An 18,124-nucleotide genomic window follows, 5' to 3' on the forward strand; every position below is an offset into this window, starting at 1 on the left:
CGGATGCCTTCCAACAGCGATGGTCAATGGTCAATCGACAATGGTCAATTCCCAATCATCTATGAGTGCAACAAACATTGCCCGATTGCTACTGGAAGTGAAAGCGGTCCGGTTACGGCCGGAAGAGCCCTTTACCTGGAGTTCAGGCTGGAAATCACCGATTTATTGCGACAACCGGATTGCCCTGTCGTACCCGGATGCCCGGACGTATATTCGGAATGAGTTAGCCGCGGCCATTCAGCGTGAATTTCCGGATGTTCAGGCCATCGCGGGTGTGGCTACCGCCGGAATCGCCCAGGGCGCACTCGTCGCGGATGCCTTGAATCTTCCCTTTCTTTACGTTCGGCCCGAACCCAAAAAGCACGGCATGGGCAACCAGATCGAAGGGCGTCTGGAAGCCGGACAGCGAATCGTGGTCATTGAAGATTTGATTTCGACCGGTGGCAGCTCGCTCAAGGTGGTCGATGTATTGCGCCAGACCGGGGCCGAAGTGCTCGGCATGGCGGCCATATTCACGTACGGTTTTCCGATTGCAGACCAGAATTTTACGGATAAAAACGTAAAACTCGTCTGTTTGAGCAATTACGAAGTCCTGGTAAAGGAAGCCGAAGCGCTGAATTATATTGCCGCCGATGCCACCGATTCATTAGCCGCCTGGCGACAAAATCCGGCGGAATGGAACAACTAGCCTGAGGGCCGATGAGATGGCTATCCATTTGGGCGGTAAGCGGACTGCTGACGACCTCCGTTTGGGCCCAGACAAACCGGGCTTCCAATCCGATTCATTCCGAACTAGAGCTCGGGGGACTGGGTGGTTCTGCGAGCCAGCCGCCCTTCTGGTTGCGAACCAATCAATACGGTATTGTACCCCTGCAAAGCCCGTTCGGCACCTTGCGGGGAAGTATAAAACGTGACTACCGAACGGTTTCCGACTCCGTCAAACAGAGTCGGTTCGATTGGGGATTCGGGGGGTACGGCGTTGTCAATGTAGGCAAAACCAACCAGTTTCTTTTGCCGGAACTGTACGCAAAAGTGCGATTCGGGCAGTTGGAACTCTGGGGCGGTCGTCGCCGGGAAGTTTACGGCATTGGCGACACGACCCTGACCTCCGGTTTTGTGGCCTGGTCGGGGAATGCAATGCCGATCCCGAAAATTCAACTGCATACGCCGGATTACGTTCCGCTCAACTTTCTCAAAAAAATTCTGGCTTTTCGACTGGGGTACGCCCACGGCTGGTTCAACGCGCCTTACATCAAAGGAGCCTTTCTGCACCAGAAATACCTCTACGGACGTTTCGGAAAACCGCACTGGAAAGTAAAGGTCTATGCCGGAATGAACCACCAGGTGCAGTGGGGCGGACACGCCGACTACCTGATTGGCAGTTCGGTGGCCGTCAATGGCCATCTGCCTTCCAGCTTTCAGGATTATCTGTCGTTAATTTTTGGTCTTTATCCGAAGGCGAGTAACCAGCAAACCGGTTTCGACGGTGAAAACCGCATTGGCAACCACATTGGCTCCATCGATTACGGGGTTGAATGGACCACTTCCAGCCTGAATACGTTACTCTATTACCAGCATTTTTACGAAGACGTCAGCGGAATCGTCCACCTCAATTTCCCCGACGGTTTGTGGGGCCTGCGGATTCGCAACCGATCGGCCAGCACCAATGCCCGGTTTCGCTGGAATGGGGCGGTGGTGGAGTGGTTGCCGATGACCAACCAGAGCGGACCAATTTTCGACCAAACCGCTCAGTATCAGGGCGCAGACAATTACTTTAACCACGGGCAATACCGGGAAGGCTGGTCGTATTTTGGCCGAACCATCGGTACGCCGTTCATCGCGCCCCGCGCCGACTATTCCGCCAAAGTCCAGGAATCGATCGGTGGTGGTTTTTTCCCGAACAACCGGGTCAATGTCTGGTATCTGGGGCTGGAAGGAATTCTGTATCGGGTCCAACTCACTGCCCGGGCGTCCTACAGTCGCAATTACGGTACGTATATCCAACCTTATCATCCCCGTTTTGAGCAGTTTTCTGCCTCTCTGGCGGCTCAGATCTCAATACCTCGTCTGGCTCATACGATTTTATCAGCGAATCTGGCGCTCGACAAAGGCGGTTTATACGCCAACCAAACCGGCGCGTTCGTGTCTGTTAAAAAAAGCTGGTAATTTTTCTCTTCGGTTTTTTCCCTCTATTATCTTTTCTCTTCCAGTTTCCTCATAACTAATTCACAATCAATTAGTAAACCACTCAGGATTGTACCATACCCTAATATTCCCAATTGCTGCCAATCCAAAAGCTACTCATCATTCGTAAGACTGTCAATTATCCTATCTACAGTTAACCATTCTAAAACAATTTGAAAGATGAGTACTTTTCAACTCCGCCTAACCGCGCGTGCCGGACTGATCGCACTCCTGGTCGGCCTGAACGCATGTACGGACTCCGAAAAACCGCTGAATCCGGACATCAGTAAACACAGCAGCGGTCGCGAGGCCGCTTCCGACCTCCAGTTTTTCGTCCTGACCGACGACAACCGGCTTCAAAAGAGAAGTCTTGCCATGCCGGAGTCGGTCCTGGCCGACAGCCCCATTTCGGGTTTGAAAGACGATGAGAAAATTCTGGCGATTGACTTCCGGCCCGCAACGGGTCAGTTGTATGGTTTGGGTAGTAGCAGTCGCATTTACGTAATCAATCAGGAAAGCGGTGCGGCTCGGGCCGTAAGTGTAGACTCCTTTTCTCCTGCCCTGAGTGGAGACGTGGCCGGTTTTGATTTTAATCCCACCGTTGACCTGATTCGGGTAGTGACCAGCAACGGTCAGAACCTGCGTCTGAATCCCAATACCGGATTGCTGCAAACCGGGGGTCAGGACGGAAACATCAACGGCGGAACAAGCCCGGCGATTTCGGCGGTTGCTTACACCAACAGTCGGGGCGTTGCCAGCAGTACGACGCTGTATGACATTGACCCGGCATCGGACCGGCTTTACATTCAAAACCCGCCAAACAACGGTACGCTGGTCGATGTTGGCCCTCTGGGAAAAGACATTTCGGGCAGTGCCGGATTCGATATTTCTTCCGACAACAGTCAGGCTTTGCTGGCGTACTGGGTCGGTGGCAAATCGGAATTAGGCCAGATTGACCTGGCCACCGGAAGCATTCAGAAACTGGGCAATCTGGGAGCCAAAACCATCATTGGGCTTGCCATTCCAACCGATCCCGTAGCGTATGCTGTGAGTGGCAATAACCTGTTGATTTTCAATCCCTGGGATATTGCTCCGAACCTGCGAACCATTACGGGTCTACAGCCCGGGGAAACGATTCGGGGTATCGACATGCGCCCGGCTACGGGTCAATTGTATGCGCTGGGTTCCTCGAGCCGCATGTACGCCATTACCTATCCGGCTGGCACGACGAATGCGCAGGCCAACCTGATCGGTTCCGGTGCGTTCACACCCGCATTGACCGGCAGTGACTACGGTTTTGATTTCAACCCCACCGTCGACCGGATTCGGGTGGTCAGTAATTCGGGGCAGAATCTGCGCATCAATCCGGTGACCGGGGAAGTAGCGGTAGATGGCCCGCTTAATTTTGGTCCGGCAGCCACCGACAAACCATCGGTTCGCGCAGTTGCTTACTCGAATAATTTTCAAGGAGCGACTTCAACCGTCTTGTACGATCTCGATGACCTCAACAATCGGCTGTACCGCCAGATACCGCCCAATGACGGAACGGTCGTTGGCGGCAGTCCGCTAGGCCTCGATATTACGGCCACCAACGGATTTGATATTGGCGGTCGCAGTAATAAAGCGTACGCCCTGCTGACGTCCGGAAGTTCTACCAATCTCTACAACATCGATTTATCCACGGGTGCGCTGACCAATTTAGGTGCATTCCCGACCACGGTTCGCGGTTTTGCAATTGGATTAGGATTTTAAACGTGCCTGCGGTTTTAGTCCGTGAAATTCAGGTGATTATCCGGATTTCACGGACTAGACCGTAGGTGCATTAATGCAACTGGTATTTTTTTCCCGGCAACGTCCGCACCAGCCCCTTAAATTCCAGATTCAGCATCAGTGACGCCAGCTTACCCATGTGAATCTGCGTTCGCCAGCTGAGTTCGTCGATGTGCCATTCCGATTGTTGCCGAAACAGGGACAGAATCTGGCTTTCCTCTTCCGTAAACTCCAGCGCCAGCGCGGTTTTATCAATCAGAGCGGTTTTTCCAACGGGCTGATCCCAATTCAGACATTCGATCAAATCTTCGGGTCTGGTATAAATCTGCGCTTTATTGTCGCGAATCAGTTTGTTACAACCCTGCGAAAACGTCTGGTTCAGGTGCCCTGGCACGGCAAAAACCTCCCGGTGGTAATTGTTCGCGTATTCCGCCGTAATCAGCGCCCCGCCCTTGGCGGCCGCTTCCACCACCACAATGGCGTCGCTCAACCCAGCAATGATGCGGTTTCGGGCCGGAAACAGCCGGGCATCCGGTTTGACGCCGGGGCGGTTTTCGGTCAGTAAGCCTCCGAGCAGCAACATTTCCTGCGCGGTTTTCCTGTGAACGTACGGATAGATAATATCCACTCCGCTGGCCATTACGGCAATGGTCGGCAGGCCACACGCCAGACTGGCCCGATGGGCTGCGATATCGATTCCGTAGGCCAATCCACTGATTATCAAAGGGCGAAACGGCTGTAAAGCATGAATAATTTCTTCGGTGATCCGGCGGCCGTAATCGGTTGCCTGCCGGGTCCCGACAATGCCGATCGTGCGAACCGCGTTAAGATCCGCCCCGCCCTGAAAGTAAAGCATCGCAGGCGCGTCATAAAACGATTTGAGACGGGCCGGGTAGTTTTTTTCCGTATAAAACAGTTGCTGAACGCCGAGTTTCTCGCATTGCTGCTGGGTTACCTCGGCGGCCCGCAGCACGTCGGGATGCAGGATGGCGCGAGCCGTCACCTCTCCTACACCCGGCGTTTTTCGTAATTTTGACAGTGTCGATCGAAAGACCTCGGAAGCGGAGCCGCAATAACTGATCAATTGACGAATTAGAACGTCGCCAACGCCTGGCACGGAAGTTAAGGCCGATTGATAAAATAATTCGGATGGGGTCACACGATGCTGGATGAGGTTTCTATCATGACGTACGCAGAACGCCGGAGTAACGGTGATGGTCAAAATAAAAATTAATTACCTTTGCCAAATACCCTGTTCCCGATGTCAAAATTGTCCAGCTATTCCGGTTTCCGTCCCAAATTCCTGTTTTTCGCAGCACTGGCTCTGGCAGGCTGTCATAAGGAAGAAAAAGGAGGTTCGGCTCCCACACAAACCGATGTGGTTCTGAAAACCCATTCGATCACGCCCCCGCTGGTAAAAAAACTGCCCGGTTTTGAAAGCCTGGAAATTTTTCCGCTGGTCAGCAGTGAAGACAAGCTGGAACAGTCTCCGAATTTTGTGTTGGGCGGGCAACCCGACGGAGCTGGTATCCTGAAAAATCCGACAGGCGATGGGTATGTCCTCATTACGAATCACGAAATGATCCGGTCAGTTTCAAGGGTTTACCTGGATAAAACCTTTAAGCCCGTCAAAGGCGAATACATTCTCGACGCCGAAGGCGGTATCTGGCGATTGTGTTCCGCGACGCTGGCCACGACCGCCGAACACGGTTTCGGACCGCTTTACCTGACGGCGGGCGAAAGCGATGCCGAGGGACGGGTTCACGGGATTGACCCGCTTGGTGCTGCTGACAAAAAGAACGGAAACCGCACGCTTCCGGCTCTGGGGAAAGCGTCGTTCGAAAATGCGGTTCCGCTGCCCAAAGACTCCTACCCCAACAAAACCGTCATTTTGTTGACCGAAGATGAAGGCAATGGACAGGTAACCATGTACGTTTCCAACACCGTCGGCGACCTGCAAAACGGCAAACTTTACACCCTGCGCCGAACCAACAGTGACCCGGTCGAACTGAACATGAAAGCCGACCAGAGCTACGACGTGGAATTTGTGGAGATCGAGAATGCCAAAACTGCTACGGGTGCGCAGATTGCCGCGCAGCAACTGGAGAAAAATGCGATTCAGTTTGCCCGCGTCGAAGACATCGATTACCGCAAAGGCAGCGCGGCCAACGGGCGGGAATTGTATTTTGCCGTGACCGGTTCGTTCGCCAGCGACCGGGTGCAATGGGGCCGCGTGTACCGGCTGGAACTCGACTCGGCCAATCCGTTGAAAGGCAAACTGTCGTTTGTGGCTGAGGGGTACAGCAATCCCGGCAAGAGCCTCGTCAATCCGGATAACATCTGCGTGACCGAGAATTACGTGTACATCGGAGAAGATGGCGACGCACCCATTTCGGTGCCGGACCACGACGGCCGCATCTGGCAGTATGGCATCACAACCAAGCAACTGAAACCGTTCTTGGAAATGGACCACCACCGCAGCGATCCCGAATTCCAGAAGAAATACAACCTCATTGGCCATCAAGGAATTAGCACCTGGGAATACGGCGCAATGACCGATATCTCGGACATCATCGGTGTGCCGAATACGTTTCTGATCAATCTGCAATCGCACACTTGGCGCGACACGAAGTTCATTAATGCCGACGGCAGCGCGATCACGAAGGACGTCAATATCTACGACAGTGCCATTGGGAATATGGGAGAAGGTGGTCAGATTGTCATCGTGCGAGGTGTTCCGAAATAACTTGAAACTCCTGCCTTCCCTGTTTTTTTTTCTGGGAACAACCGCCTTTTTCGTGATTGTTTTCGGCTTACTGGAACCCAAATCTGCGGGAGAAAAAAACGCCGTCCGGCGCGTAAAACAAACATTTTCCCGGAATTTGGCCGCCTATCAATCGTTGATTCACGACCGGTTTTTACCCCTGGCCGAAAAGAGCAACTCGCCCGATTCGCTAAAAACCGTATTTCTGGCGGCCCGACGGGAATATAAACAACTGGAACCATTCACGGCATATTACTTTCCGGCCAGCACCCGTTTGGTGAATGGCCCGCCCCTGCCCGAAGTGGAATCCGAAGACGGGGCGGTTTTTGAACCGGGTGGTTTGCAGGTTATCGAAGAACTGATCTACCCGAAATTCGATCCGAAACGACGACCGGATCTGGTCCGCGAACTCAAAAAACTCCGGCGGGAACTGATCCGTTACGCGGATTTCTGGCGGGATACCGAATTGACCGACGCGCACGTTTTTGACGCGCTCCGCTTGCAGATTTTCCGTATGATCACGCTCGGAATCAGCGGCTTCGATACCCCGCTTTGCCAAACCGCCATTCCCGAAGCAGCGGTTTCGCTGGAAACCATTCGAACGTATCTTTCCTTTTACGAAAATCCGGAAACCGGCGGTTTTGAATCCCTGAACCGGATGCTGCAGCAATCCGAAAATTACCTGCACACGCATACCGGTTTTGACTCCTTCGACCGGGCGCATTTTATCACCACCTTTGGCAATCCGTTATCGGCGAACCTGCTGGCTTATCAGCAACAAATTAACATTCAGCCGTTTAACGAAGTCCGGGCGCTCCGAGCAGATGCCAAAACCCTGTTCGACCGCAACGCCTTCAATCCGGATTTCTATGCGCCGAACGTGAGCCTGCGATCGAACCCGGCAAAGGTGATCCTGGGTAAAAAACTGTTTTCCGACCCCATTTTATCCGCCAGCGATGATCCGGCCGGGGGCAAGCGTTCGTGCGCCAGTTGCCACCAGCCCGATAAAGCCTTTACCGACGGTTTGCCCAAAAACGCCACTCTGAATGGCCGCAATTTCGTCCGACGCAACACGCCGACGCTGTGGAATGTAGGCCTTCAAAGTGGTCAATTTTACGATTTGCGATCGAAAACGCTCGAAAACCAGTCGTCCGACGTGATTCACAACAAGGAAGAAATGCACGGTTCGCTCGAGCGGGTGGCTTTGTTGTTGCCGAAAAATAACGAATACCGGGAGGCATTTAAAAAGGCGTTTCCGAATCTGACCGATCGGATTGAACCCATTCACATTCAGAATGCGCTGGCGGCCTACGAACGCTCGCTGACCAGCCTGAACTCCCGGTTCGACCGGTACATGCGGAATGAGCGAAATTCGTCGGGAAAACCGGTTTTAACGGCTGAGGAACTAGCCGGTTTTAATCTGTTCATGGGAAAAGCCAGGTGCGGCACCTGCCACTTTCTACCCTTGTTCAACGGAACGGTTCCGCCGGTTTTTACCCAAACCGAGTCGGAGGTCATCGGCGTTCCCGTTCGGCCCGGTCAGAAAACGATCGATCCCGACCGGGGTCGCTACGACCGTTTCGCGCTCGAACCCTTGAAGTACGCTTTCAAGACGCCAACCGTTCGGAACATTGCAATGACCGCTCCGTATATGCACAACGGCTCGTTTCGAACGCTGGAAGAAGTCGTTGAATTTTACAACGAAGGGGGTGGCAAAGGATTAGGGATCGTTCTCAACAATCAAACTTTATCCGCTGAGAAATTAAATTTATCTCCCCAGGAAAAAACCGCCCTGATCGCTTTCCTGAAATCTTTGTCGGAATCCGGGCCATCAGCCTCTATCTCTTCATTTGGCAACTAGCCGAATCATTCCCATTCAAATGAGCGTATATGCCCTCCGTTTGTGACAGGTAAGTTTTACTCAATTTTTAAATTCAGCGGGATTTTAATTGAAAACTCAACTATTTATAAGCTTTACAAATAGCTCTCATACTCTCTTAGTTAAGCCTAATTACAAGACAACTTTTCAGACCGGCAAAAATAATTTCATATTATATTACATCTAGACTGCTTATAAATTACTCAATTTTAGGCACTTAACTAAACATATTTTATAACCGAAAGTTAAGAATAGGAAACTTAATAGAAGCAGCCAAAGTGAGGTTGTTGTTGCTCTTTTCCAACCATTTTCTGGAAAGGGTAGCCAGCTAAATTTTCGCCGTTCTGTTTCGCCCCACAATACACACGTCCAGGTAGACCATCGATCGTTTTTTGATGTTCAATCTTTCTTAACCAAAGTTATGATGCCCAAGTCAAGTTTTGAAAACCGCCCTTTAAGTTATTGGTGTGCGTTAATTGTTCTGGTACTGGTTAGCGGCTTTATGGCCCTGGCCAGCGGTTTTATGGCGTATGAAGTTACCCGCGAAAGCTCCATTACCGTCGGATCGGCGGGTATCGGTTTTTATGTGATGTTTTATTTAGGCAGCTCATTTTTTCTAATCCGGACCAAATGAGAAAACTTTTACTGCTACTTTTCCTGTGTCCTGCCATTGGACTTTGCCAGAGCCAGATCGAAATAAAGTCCGTCCAGCTCTTTACGGAAGTCGGCGGTTTTTACGGAACTGCCAAACAAACGCCATTCTGGCTACGATCGAACCAGTACGGCATTGTGCCGACCACTTTGCCTTTAGCGACCATCCGCGCCGGACTTTACCGGGATTTCCGTTTCAGCCCCGTCGACGATCGCGTTGCCAGCAAACGGCACGATCGATTCGGATTTGGCTACGGCGCCGAATTCGTGGGCAACACCGGCTCGGGCGGAAAAACCGCACTGATTATACCGGAACTCTACGCCAAGGTTCGGGCGGGGGCTTTCGAGTTGGTCGCCGGGCGTCGGCGGGAAGTTCACGGACTGGTGGATTCGACCCTCAGTTCGGGTTCATACAGTTGGTCGGGCAATGCACTGCCCATTCCCAAAATCCAGATCGGCCTGTCCCGCTTCACACCTATCCCGTTTACCCACGGTCTGATTTCCGTGAACGGTTTTTATGCGCACGGATGGTTTAACAATCAGGGAATCATTCACCATTCTTACCTGCATCAGAAGGCGCTTTACGTTCGAATTGGCAAATCAAACTGGCCAGTTAAAGTCTGCGGCGGTTTCAATCATCAGGTGCAATGGGGTGGTACGAGCAATGAGCTTTCCGACGGACTGATTAAAAATAATCGATTACCGGCCAGTTTTCAGGCCTATTCGTATCTGGTAACCGGTAGCAGCCTGGGGTATAATCCCAACGTCGATACGACGTATTACAGCCGGTTTGACCGCGAAAACCGGGTTGGCAACCATCTGGGCAGCATTGACATTGGGTTGGAAATCAGCACTAAAAAGCTGTCCATTCTTTTGTATCGCCAGAGCATTTATGAAGACGGCTCACTCTATTACGGCACAAATATCGAAGATGGTCTGCATGGAATTCGGTTCCGAAACTTAAATCCGGCTACTTCCGGCTTCCGAATCACGGGTGCCGTAGCGGAGTTTCTGTATACGAAAAGTCAGGGGGGAGTTCAATTTGAACCTGATGACAAGCTGCGGGGCCGGGACAATTATTTTAACCACACGCAATACCGGAACGGCTGGTCGTATTTCGGGAATTCCATCGGCACGCCGTTTATCACGCCCATGGATGATACACGGCCGGAACTGCCGCGCTACGGTTTTTTTGCCAACAACCGGGTTCGGGCGTTCCACACCGGTTTGCAGGGCGGTTTCGCCCGGAATTGCACCTTTCAGTTGAAGGTATCGTACAGCCAGAATTACGGCACCTACGAAATGCCGTTTCCCAATACTGTCGAGCAGTTTTCATCGATGCTGCAACTGGGCTTGCCGTTGAACCAAACTGGTTTGCTCCTGACCGTTGCGGCCGCATCGGATCAGGGCGGTTTATTCTCCAACAGCAACGGCGTCTATGCCGGTGTCCGAAAAACGTGGGATTATTACAAGTACCGCGCCCGGAAAATCTAGCGTATTGATTGCCTAACTCTCCTAAACTTCATTATTCGTTATTCAATATTCGCTATTCGATATTAATGGTCTAAATATCGAATAATGAATATTGAATAGCGAATAACGAAATAATTGGTTGTCAACATATTATGCTTCGAGTTGATCCCTTGTCGCCACCAAAAACTTCCGGATTTCCTGGAGCCGACTGATCATCTGCTTGATTTCATTTTGCCGCGATGTGCTGCCTTTCAGGTGCTGTCTTGCCCCTTCCAGCGTCAGTTTCTTTTCTTCGACCAATTCCAGGATTCCCCGCAGGTGACTGATATCATCTTTGGTATAAATCCGGTCGCCCGCGCGGTTTTTGCGGGGTTTTAGCGTCGGAAATTCTTTTTCGTAAAACCGCAGTTTCGAAATATTCACCCCCAGCATATCGGCTACTTCCCGAATGCCATAATAGCGTTTGGTTAACTCCTCCATGTCTTATTCCTCGCGAATGAGCGAATTAGTACCTGCGTGAATAGAATGTAACCGGCGAAAATAGCTTAAATTTGCAAAAAAATTGGACGTTTGCGATCGGGCAACAGTTAACGAACACAAACGTCAAACGGAAAGCAACATGACTTCAAGTGAAATTCGCCAGCATTTTCTAGACTTTTTTCGCAGTAAAAACCACCTGATTGTTCAATCAGCGCCCCTGGTTGCCAAAAACGACCCTACCCTGATGTTCAACAATTCGGGGATGGCTCAATTTAAAGATTTTTTTCTGGGCAACGGAACGCCACCGGCCAAACGGGTCGCGGATACGCAAAAATGTCTGCGGGTTTCGGGAAAACACAACGACCTGGAAGATGTGGGTTTCGACACCTACCACCACACCATGTTCGAGATGCTCGGCAACTGGTCGTTCGGTGATTACTTCAAGAAAGAAGCCATCACCTGGGCCTGGGAACTGCTGACGGACATCTATAAACTTCCGAAAGATCGGCTGTATGTATCTGTATTTGAAGGTGATACTAAAGACAATGTCCCTTTCGATCAGGAAGCCTGGGATTTGTGGAAACCGATCGTCGGCGAAGACCGCATCATTCTCGGCAACAAAAAAGACAATTTCTGGGAAATGGGCGATACGGGTCCCTGCGGTCCCTGCTCCGAAATCCACGTCGATTTGCGGCCCCAGTCGGAGGTTAATCTGAAACCGGGCAAGGAACTGGTGAACGCCGATCACCCGCAGGTGGTCGAAATCTGGAACCTGGTTTTCATGCAGTTCAACCGCAAGGCCGACGGTTCGCTCGACCCGCTGCCTGCCCGGCACGTCGATACCGGAATGGGTTTTGAGCGGCTTTGTATGGCAATTCAGGGCAAAATGTCGAACTACGACACCGACGTTTTCACCCATACCATCAAGGTCATTGAAGAATTATCGGGAATCACTTACACCGGTTCGCAGCGCGAATACCCCGACGTGGCCATGCGCGTCATTGCCGACCACATCCGGGCGGTTTCGTTCGCCATTGCCGACGGCCTAGTTCCGTCAAACGCGCGGGCGGGCTACGTCATTCGCCGGATTCTGCGCCGGGCGGTTCGCTACGGCTATTCGTACCTCGGTTTTACTGAACCGTTCCTGACTAAGCTTGTGCCAACGCTGGCGCTGCAATTTGCCGACGTTTTCCCGGAACTGAACGCCCAGCGCGACTTTGTGGCGACGGTGATTCGGGAGGAAGAAGCGGCTTTTCTGCGGACGCTGGAAAACGGCCTGAAACTACTGGATAAAATTACCGTCGATCTGGAAAAAACCGGCAAAACCGTTATCGATGGCGAAACCGTTTTCGAACTGAACGACACCTTTGGTTTCCCGGTCGATTTAACAGCGTTAATTGCCCGGGAAAAGGGCTTTTCAATTGATGAAAGCGGTTTTCAGAAATCCCTACAACTCCAGAAAGAACGCTCGAGAAAAGATGCTTCTTCGGCCACCGGCGACTGGACCGAACTGCACGACATCGATGGCGTTGAGTTTTTAGGATACGACCAGACGGAAGCCGAAGCTCGGATTGCCAAATACCGGAAGGTTCAGAACAAACAGGGAACGCAATACCAGATCGTTCTGGATCGGACACCTTTCTATGCCGAATCCGGTGGTCAGATTGGCGATACGGGGGTGCTGGAATTACAGTCGGGCGACCAAATCGCCGTGATTCACATTGCCGATACTAAAAAAGAAAACGACCTGATTATTCATATTTCCAACGATAAGAATCTGGAAGAACTATTGGATGGTCACGCCCCGGTTCTGGCAAAAATCGATAGCGCGCGCCGGATAGCGATTGAAGACAACCACTCGGCTACCCACCTGTTGCACGCTGCGTTGCGCGAGGTTTTAGGGAAACATGTTGGCCAGAAAGGTTCGTATGTCGGGCCGGATGCGCTGCGGTTCGACTTCTCACACTTTACTAAAGTTACCGACGCTGAACTTGCTGAAGTTGAGCGCATTGTCAATGAAAAAATCCGCGAAAATATTCCATTAAACGAACGCCGGAACGTGCCGATCGACGAAGCCCGGAAACTGGGTGCGATGGCGTTGTTCGGTGAAAAATACGGCGATTTTGTCCGGGTCATTACCTTCGATCCGAACTATTCCGTCGAGCTTTGCGGAGGGACCCACGTTCCGGCCACCGGCCAGATCGGGTTATTCAAATTCACTTCGGAAGGCTCCGTTTCAACGGGCGTCCGCCGGATTGAAGCCGTTACCGCCGAGAAAGCCCTAGCGCTTCTGAACGAACAGCAGGCAACGCTGGATCAGTTGAAAGAACTGCTGAAAGCACCAAAAGATGTTGTGAAAGCGGTTCAAAGTCTGCTTGACGAACGCAGTCAGTTGCAGAAAAAAATCGATGCGCTGGAGTCGGAAAAATTACAGCAGGTCAAAACCGGTTTGCTGACCAAAGTGCAGTCGAGCAATGGGCACTCGGTGATTGTTGAGCGTGTGGAGGTACCTTCGGCGGATGCGTTGAAACAACTGGCGTACGATCTGAAAGCGAAAATCGATAACTTGGCGCTGGTGTTGGGTTCGGATATCAACGGAAAACCGCAACTGGCGGTGATGCTGCCGGACAATCTGATCAAGGATAAAAACTTGCACGCCGGAAATCTGGTGAAAGAACTCGCGAAAGAAATCCGTGGGGGCGGTGGTGGTCAGCCGTTCTTTGCCACGGCGGGCGGCACCGACGCCAATGGCCTCGATCGGGCGCTGGAAAAAGGTCGGGAAATCTTGGGGTAAAAGGGAAATGAAAAATATCAAATGATGAATGTCGAATGTAAACTGGCTAAGCGCTCTCAAGAACTTTTACATTCGACATTCATCATTTGATATTTTTCATTCATAATTTTATTCATCGCGTTTTTCCTCCGGTTCATTCACCTGGTGTTCCGAACCGAAAACCGAACCGAGGTAGGAATGCTGCCAGTCTTCGACCTGACCGGGCGTTTTTAATTCTTCTATTTCGATCACCCGGTGTTTCAGGTGCGGGTATTGCGCGTCCAAATCCTGTTCAATAATTTCAACTTCTGGTTTTTCGGCCAGTTTCATTGGAATTGTGGTGGGGGTTTCAACTCCGAGTTCATCGACCCCTACGGCCCGAACTACAAACATCTTTTCCATACAAGTTTTGGTTTTTTCTATATTAACTCGCGGCAGTTCTAAAAGTTGCTGAATTGATCTCCTTTGTTTCGCAAATCCCCATTTAGCGAACGGTTAACCGTTTAGCCCGGAAATTTCTATATTTACGTAACTACGGCCGGCCAATGCCGCCCCGTTTAGTCCGCAGGTAGATGCTATGAAACGACTCTATACATACTCGCTCCTTCCCGTACTGCTGGCTGCCTTGCTGGTTAGTGAACTCTGGTCTGGAAAAACACAAACCGCACCGGCTGAAATCGTGACCATCAACGAAATACCGCAAGCGCCCATATGCGGGATGGCCCACATCGGCGGCATACCGTATTCGCTGCTTCAACAATCCGTGGCGCTGCGCCCCAATGTGGGGCAATACCCGACGCCGACTTCCACCAAAAATCCGAAAGCACAGGCTTATTTTGAACAGGGCATGGCCTACCTGCACGGGTATGCGCTGGTGGAAGCCGCCCGGTCGTTTCACGAAGCCATCAAACTGGACTCTACTTTTGTCATGGCGTATGTGGGTCTGAGCCGCCTGTATATTCAACTGGAAGACAACAAAGCCGCTTTAAAAGCCGCCGAAACCGCGAAGTCGTTTTCGAAATACGCTTCAGAGCGCGAAAAGGGGCACATCGAATTGCGGTTTGCGCAATTGAAGGCCGTCGATTCATTGAGTAACCAAAAACTGCTGAATGACTACCGGACGAAAGTCAACGGGATTGTCAAGAAATTCCCGACGGATCCGGAATTGTGGTTACTGTCCGGTAACTCCTACGAAAAATTTGCCACCGGCCGCGGCCAGGGCTCATCGACGGGCAGCATCGCCATTTACGAAAAAATACTCCAGTTTGCCCCCGACCATCCGGCGGCTCACCATTACCTGATTCATGCGTACGAGGGCATGGGCGATTATACTGAAGCCTTGAAACACGGCAAAGACTACGCCAGATTGGCACCGAATCTGGCCCACGCGCTGCACATGTACGCCCACGACCTGATGAAAACCGGTGACGTAGACAACGCCATTGCGGAAATGAAGCAGACGGACGCCATTGAACGCGGTTTGTATACGAGTGAAAAATACGATCCGATGTACGACTGGCACCACATCCACAACATTTCGCTGCTGGCGCTTTGCTACCAGTATCAAGGGCGGATTCAGGAAGCGGAAAAACTGGTGAAAGAACGGTTTGAAATCAAACGGCCGATCAATCTGGAGCGGACATTCTATAACAAAATGGGCTATCCGACTTTGCTGATTACCCAAAACCGGGATGAAGAAGCCCGGCCCATTGCCGAAGAAATGACGAAGGGCAAAACGCCGGGTGAGCGTGTGATCGGGCACTACCTGCTCGGGATGATTGCCCTGAAAAAGAATCAGCTCGAGCAGGCGAAGGCTTCGCTGAAAACCGCCCAAACCGAACTGGTGGAAGCCAAGAAGGAAGCTCAAACCGACTGGCTGAATGCCTGGCTCGATCCGCATCCGAAATTTTTAGCCAGCCTGATTGCCCTGCACGATCCCGCAGCCCGCGAAAAAGGTTTGGCCGACATTCGGAAGTTTCAGGCCAGCGCCCGGGACCAAACCGGTCCGGACCCGTGGATTGAAGCCCTGTTCCAACTGGAGATGATTGCGCAGGTGGCTACGCAGCTGAAGCTGACCGATTTCGCCGAAGAATCCACGAAGGTGCTGGCCGAACATGATCCGTATTATCCCGGAACACATTTCGTTCTCGCCCGGATTGCCGACCTGAAAGGCGATAAAGCAACGGCCGAAAAAGAGTGTCAACTGGCTCGGAAAGGCTGGTCGAAAGCCGATGCTGTATTTTTAGCTCAAAATTTCCCTAAAAATAAATAACGAAATCCTATCTTGCGGGCCATGACATCCTACCGCCCCGGCCTGCACATTCTGTCAACTTTCGAAGCTCCGGCATCTGCCCTGACGGATGTGGAAAGCTGCCGCGCGGGTTTCAACCGGCTTATTCAGGAACTGGGATTGTCGAAGGTTGGGGAAGTGTATCATTCCTTTCCGAATGGCGGTTTTACGGCGGTGATTTGCCTCACCGAATCCCATGTTTCCGTGCACACCTGGCCTGAAAGCGGTTTGGCTACATTCGATGTCTTCCTATCTAATTTTCAACACGATAACACCCTGAAAGTCCGACAGTTTTATGCAGAAGCACTGCGACTGTTTGAGGTAACATCGGTCATTCATGAACAGGAAATAACCCGCTGATTGTACCGACATTATGCCTTTCAACGAGTCTTCCGCACCCACCTCATTCGACTGCCCGGTTTGCAGCACGTCCATTCCGATCTTCGACCCATCGGAAAGTTGCTATTTCGGCTGCGCCCATTGCCAGAACTATTTTTATTACGGAGAAACCGGTCCCATTGATCGGAAAACGACGTTTTCAACGCGAATGGAGCCAACTCCCCTATCCGTTGGTTCGGAAGGATACCTCGATGGAAAATGGGTTCGGGTGACGGGAATTAGCAGGAAACGGGAAGAAAGATACGATGATCCCTGGCTGGAATATGTTTTGGAGACAAAAGAAAGCGGTTATCAAATGTTGTCCGAATTCAACGGCCACTGGATGCTGATTCGCCCGGCAGAGGGGAAATACACCGAAGAAAAAGGCAAGAACGTTACGGACGAAGATCGTGAATACAAGCTGTTTAACCGGTATAACTGCCGGGTGCTGAACGCCGTTGGGGAATTTTATTGGGACCTCCTGGAGGACTCCAAACTGCAAATCTCCGAATACATTCATCCGCCTTATTTGCTGAGTCGGGAAGTTGGTCTGAAGGGAACCGAATGGTACAAAGCGGTTTACAAAACTCCTCAGGAAATCGCAACCGCCTTCGGATTGACCAATCAACTGCCAAAACCGCTGGGTATCGGAGCCATTCAACCGTCGCCCGCGGGTCAGAAACGGCCGACAGTGGCGTGGCTGGCTACTCGCCTGGCGTTGCTGATCGTGGTACTTCAAGTGTTTTTTTATATTTTAAAACCGCAAAAAACACTTTTCGATCAATCTTATTCCTGGAATTCGGATTCAACGCGGCCGGGCTGGAACCAGCCCATCGTGACGTCTTCGTTTGCCTTTGACGGGCCGTCGGCAATGGCCATTCGGTTGAGTGCCAACGTCGATAACAATTGGGTGGAGTTGCCGATCAGCCTGATCAATGAGACCTCCGGCAAGTCGTATGAATTCACGCGAACGGTGGAGTATTACCACGGCGTAGATGGCGGAGAGAGCTGGGAAGAGGGCGCTCAGAAGGACGAAGCCATACTGTCACGCATTCCGTCCGGGCAGTATCACCTCAATTTGTATCCGAATTCCGAAGGCAAAAACCGGTTTTACGTGCACGTCACCGTCGTCCAGAACCCGATTCTGTATTCCAATCTGTTTCTGATGCTGATTCTCATTGCCATTTACCCAATCGTCCTGTTCATTCAGCAAAACGTATTCGAGCAAAAACGCTGGGCCGATAGTGATTTTGGACCGTAAACCATAAACCCTAAATGTAATCATGCTTGAGAAGTTGTTCAAAATCAAATACATCGTTTTAGCGGGTGGTTTGTTAACAGCGGGATTTGTCTGGGCGGGGATGTACGGAAGCCGATTGCTGGGCGATGACCTGGAAAGCGTCGAAAAAATGGATAACAATTCCTTTCAACACGGTTCGGGTCGACGTTCGGGCCACCGGACCGGTTTTTACCACAAATAAA

The 18,124-nt window shown here is 51.4% G+C and carries 15 protein-coding genes; 12 read left to right on the forward strand and 3 right to left on the reverse strand.

The annotated features are described in order from the left end of the window. The first annotated feature begins 61 nt into the window (after positions 1-61). From pyrE to GJJ30_RS21110, 3 genes are all read left to right on the forward strand, one after another. The gene (gene pyrE, locus GJJ30_RS21100; protein ID WP_154177174.1) at positions 62-688 is read left to right on the forward strand and encodes an orotate phosphoribosyltransferase; all 627 of its coding nucleotides are present in this window, start codon (positions 62-64) and stop codon (positions 686-688) included. A gap of 11 nt (positions 689-699) precedes the next feature. After that, positions 700-2,166 carry a capsule assembly Wzi family protein gene (locus tag GJJ30_RS21105; protein WP_154177175.1) on the forward strand — a complete coding sequence of 489 codons (1,467 nt, stop codon included), beginning with the start codon at positions 700-702 and terminating at the stop codon, positions 2,164-2,166. Positions 2,167-2,364: 198 nt separating this feature from the next. Beyond that, the gene (locus GJJ30_RS21110; protein WP_154177176.1) at positions 2,365-3,936 is read left to right on the forward strand and encodes a DUF4394 domain-containing protein; all 1,572 of its coding nucleotides are present in this window, start codon (positions 2,365-2,367) and stop codon (positions 3,934-3,936) included. A gap of 70 nt (positions 3,937-4,006) precedes the next feature. Here GJJ30_RS21110 and dprA read toward each other — a convergent pair whose 3' ends face one another. Then, a complete protein-coding gene (dprA, locus tag GJJ30_RS21115; protein ID WP_310588355.1) occupies positions 4,007-5,113 on the reverse strand; it encodes a DNA-processing protein DprA in 1,107 nt (368 codons plus the stop codon). Between the two features lie 102 nt (positions 5,114-5,215). On the opposite strand from dprA, the gene GJJ30_RS21120 reads away from it, so the two are divergent. From GJJ30_RS21120 to GJJ30_RS21135, 4 genes are all read left to right on the forward strand, one after another. Then, the gene (locus GJJ30_RS21120; RefSeq protein WP_154177178.1) at positions 5,216-6,700 is read left to right on the forward strand and encodes a PhoX family protein; all 1,485 of its coding nucleotides are present in this window, start codon (positions 5,216-5,218) and stop codon (positions 6,698-6,700) included. Between the two features lies 1 nt (position 6,701). Beyond that, positions 6,702-8,579 (forward strand): cytochrome-c peroxidase, encoded by a 1,878-nt coding sequence (locus GJJ30_RS21125; RefSeq protein WP_229313301.1) that lies wholly within the window; start codon positions 6,702-6,704, stop codon positions 8,577-8,579. Positions 8,580-9,018: 439 nt separating this feature from the next. Next, complete coding sequence (locus tag GJJ30_RS21130; RefSeq protein ID WP_154177180.1) at positions 9,019-9,231, forward strand: hypothetical protein; 213 nt, start codon at positions 9,019-9,021, stop codon at positions 9,229-9,231. Further along, positions 9,228-10,742, forward strand: a complete 1,515-nt coding sequence (locus GJJ30_RS21135) for a capsule assembly Wzi family protein (protein WP_154177181.1) — start codon at positions 9,228-9,230, stop codon at positions 10,740-10,742. The genes GJJ30_RS21130 and GJJ30_RS21135 overlap by 4 nt, the downstream gene beginning before the upstream one ends. Positions 10,743-10,871: 129 nt before the next feature. Here GJJ30_RS21135 and GJJ30_RS21140 read toward each other — a convergent pair whose 3' ends face one another. Next, positions 10,872-11,201 (reverse strand): MerR family transcriptional regulator, encoded by a 330-nt coding sequence (locus tag GJJ30_RS21140; RefSeq protein WP_154177182.1) that lies wholly within the window; start codon positions 11,199-11,201, stop codon positions 10,872-10,874. Between the two features lie 139 nt (positions 11,202-11,340). On the opposite strand from GJJ30_RS21140, the gene alaS reads away from it, so the two are divergent. Next, positions 11,341-13,995 carry an alanine--tRNA ligase gene (gene alaS / locus GJJ30_RS21145; protein WP_154177183.1) on the forward strand — a complete coding sequence of 885 codons (2,655 nt, stop codon included), beginning with the start codon at positions 11,341-11,343 and terminating at the stop codon, positions 13,993-13,995. Between the two features lie 108 nt (positions 13,996-14,103). On the opposite strand, the gene GJJ30_RS21150 is transcribed toward alaS, so the two are convergent. Then, entirely contained in the window at positions 14,104-14,376 is a 273-nt protein-coding gene (locus GJJ30_RS21150; protein WP_154177184.1) for a hypothetical protein, read from the reverse strand. Positions 14,377-14,551: 175 nt separating this feature from the next. Here GJJ30_RS21150 and GJJ30_RS21155 point away from each other — a divergent pair, with 175 nt between their 5' ends. From GJJ30_RS21155 to GJJ30_RS21170, 4 genes are read left to right on the forward strand one after another with little or no spacing between them, the layout of a single operon-like run. Then, positions 14,552-16,246: a tetratricopeptide repeat protein gene (locus tag GJJ30_RS21155; protein WP_154177185.1), complete on the forward strand. Its 1,695-nt coding sequence runs from the start codon at positions 14,552-14,554 to the stop codon at positions 16,244-16,246. A 21-nt stretch (positions 16,247-16,267) separates the two neighbouring features. Beyond that, complete coding sequence (locus GJJ30_RS21160; RefSeq protein WP_154177186.1) at positions 16,268-16,624, forward strand: S-adenosylmethionine decarboxylase family protein; 357 nt, start codon at positions 16,268-16,270, stop codon at positions 16,622-16,624. A gap of 13 nt (positions 16,625-16,637) precedes the next feature. Further along, on the forward strand, positions 16,638-17,903 hold the full coding sequence (locus GJJ30_RS21165; protein ID WP_154177187.1) for a DUF4178 domain-containing protein: 1,266 nt from the start codon (positions 16,638-16,640) through the stop codon (positions 17,901-17,903). A 22-nt stretch (positions 17,904-17,925) separates the two neighbouring features. Beyond that, positions 17,926-18,123, forward strand: coding sequence for a hypothetical protein (locus GJJ30_RS21170; RefSeq protein WP_154177188.1), 198 nt, complete (start codon positions 17,926-17,928; stop codon positions 18,121-18,123). The last annotated feature ends 1 nt before the right edge of the window (position 18,124 follow it).

The organism is Larkinella terrae (assembly GCF_009668025.1).
GTDB classification, from domain to species: Bacteria; Bacteroidota; Bacteroidia; order Cytophagales; family Spirosomataceae; genus Larkinella; species Larkinella terrae.